General features: G+C 51.9%; 2 rRNA genes (1 of these 2 cut by a window edge). Both read left to right on the top strand.

The features are described from left to right. Window positions 1–2217: ribosomal RNA gene (locus tag ACOCF6_RS02135) — 23S ribosomal RNA — on the top strand; it begins 737 nt to the left of the window's first position. A gap of 151 nt (window positions 2218–2368) precedes the next feature. Next, a 5S ribosomal RNA gene (gene rrf, locus ACOCF6_RS02130) occupies window positions 2369–2485 on the top strand. Window positions 2486–2500: the final 15 nt, after the last annotated feature.

Below are 2500 nucleotides of genomic sequence, written 5' to 3'. Positions count from 1 at the left end.
ATCCATGGCCAGGGTGAAAGGAAGGTAACACTTCGTGGAGGCCCGAACCCACTGGCGTTGAAAAGCCAGGGGATGAGCTGTGGATAGGAGTGAAAGGCTAATCAAACTCGGAGATAGCTGGTTTTCCTCGAAATATATTTAGGTATAGCCTCGCGTATACGTGACGGGGGTAGAGCACTGGATGGGCTAGGGGTCTCACCAGATTACCAAACCCAATCAAACTCCGAATACCGTCAACGATCAGCGCGGGAGTCAGACGGCGGGTGATAAGATCCGTCGTCAAAAGGGAAAGAGCCCAGACCGTCAGCTAAGGTCCCCAAATTCATGCTAAGTGGAAAACGATGTGGAAATGCCCAGACAACCAGGAGGTTGGCTTAGAAGCAGCCACCCTTTAAAGAAAGCGTAATAGCTCACTGGTCGAGTGGGTCTGCGCGGAAAATGTAACGGGGCTAAGCATGGTACCGAAGCTACGGGTTGATACCTTAAGGTATCAGCGGTAGAGGAACATTGTGTAAGCCTGTGAAGGTCGATCGTGAGAACGGCTGGAGGTATCACAAGAGATTATGCTGACATGAGTAGCGAAAATGCGGGTGAGAAACCCGCACACCGTAAACCCAAGGTTTCCTTCGTAAAGGTAATCTGCGAAGGGTTAGTCGGTCCCTAAGGCGAGGCCGAAAGGCGTAGTTGATGGGAAACAGGTTAATATTCCTGTACCACCTGTTGTTGCGATGGGGGGACGGAGAAGGGTAGGCGAGCCGGGTACTGGTTATCCCGGTTTAAGCGTGTAGGGGGGGAGAGCAGGCAAATCCACTTTCCCATTCAACCCTGAGACGTGATGACGAGAGCGTATGCTCATAAAGTCGTTGATCCCATGCTTCCAAGAAAAGCCTCTAAGCTTCAGACAGCAGGTGACCGTACCGTAAACCGACTCAGGTGGGTGAGGAGAAAATCCTAAGGTGATTGAGATAACACTGGTTAAGGAACTCGGCAAAATGACACCGTAACTTCGGGAGAAGGTGTGCCCTCATTAGGTGTAGCGATTTACACGTGAAGCCGAAGAGGGTCGCAGAGAAATGGCGGTAGCGACTGTTTACTAAAAACACAGGTCTGTGCTAAGTCGTAAGACGATGTATACGGACTGACGCCTGCCCGGTGCTGGAAGGTTAAGGGGATTTGTTAGCGCAAGCGAAGCTTTGAACCGAAGCCCCAGTAAACGGCGGCCGTAACTATAACGGTCCTAAGGTAGCGAAATTCCTTGTCGGGTAAGTTCCGACCTGCACGAATGGCGTAACGATTTCCGCGCTGTCTCAACCAGTGACTCAGCGAAATTGAATTCTCGGTGAAGATGCCGAGTACCCGCGGTAAGACGGAAAGACCCCGTGAACCTTTACTATAGCTTGACAGTGACATTCGGAATAGCTTGTGTAGGATAGGTGGGAGACTTTGAAGCTGGCACGCTAGTGTCGGTGGAGTCAACCTTGAAATACCACCCTGGTTGTTTTGGTTGTCTAACCTTGGCCCGTCATCCGGGTCGGGAACACTGTCTGGTGGGTAGTTTGACTGGGGCGGTCGCCTCCCAAAGAGTAACGGAGGCGCGCGAAGGTTCCCTCAGCCCGATTGGAAACCGGGCGTAGAGTGCAATGGCATAAGGGAGCTTGACTGCGAGACCAACAAGTCGAGCAGGTACGAAAGTAGGTCATAGTGATCCGGCGGTTCTGTATGGAAGGGCCGTCGCTCAACGGATAAAAGGTACTCCGGGGATAACAGGCTGATCTCCCCCAAGAGTTCACATCGACGGGGAGGTTTGGCACCTCGATGTCGGCTCATCGCATCCTGGGGCTGAAGTAGGTCCCAAGGGTTTGGCTGTTCGCCAATTAAAGCGGTACGCGAGCTGGGTTTAAAACGTCGTGAGACAGTTTGGTCCCTATCTACCGTGGGCGCAGGATACTTGAGAAGAGCTGTCCTTAGTACGAGAGGACCGGGATGGACGTACCGCTAGTGTTCCAGTTGTGCCGCCAGGCGCAGTCGCTGGGTAGCCACGTACGGAAAGGATAACCGCTGAAAGCATCTAAGCGGGAAGCCTCCTTCAAGATTAGGTATCCCTGGGTGTAACAACCCCTAAAGGCCCGTTGAAGACTACAACGTTGATAGGCCGGGTGTGTAATTGCAGCAATGCATTTAGCTTACCGGTACTAATCGGCCGTGAGGCTTGACCATAAAATTATTAAAACGGTTCGGGGGAAGGTTCTCCTTCCCCCTGACCGGATATAAATCGAACAACATACAATCAAAACCTAAACGAAAACCACACAATGCAATTGACAAGAAAAAGTCATGGAAACGCCTACAGCGTAACCATAAACGATTTCTCGGTGGCTATGCCGAGGGGGTCACACCCGTTCCCATCTCGAACACGGAAGTTAAGCCCCTCAGGGCCGATGATACTGCACGGGTAACTGTGTGGGAAAGTAGGTCGCCGCCGGGAATAATTACAAAAGAG

Source organism: Geobacter psychrophilus, from assembly GCF_056821595.1.
The sequence above is the reverse complement of the archived record's forward strand: the minus strand, read 5'-3'. Positions and strand labels throughout refer to the sequence as shown.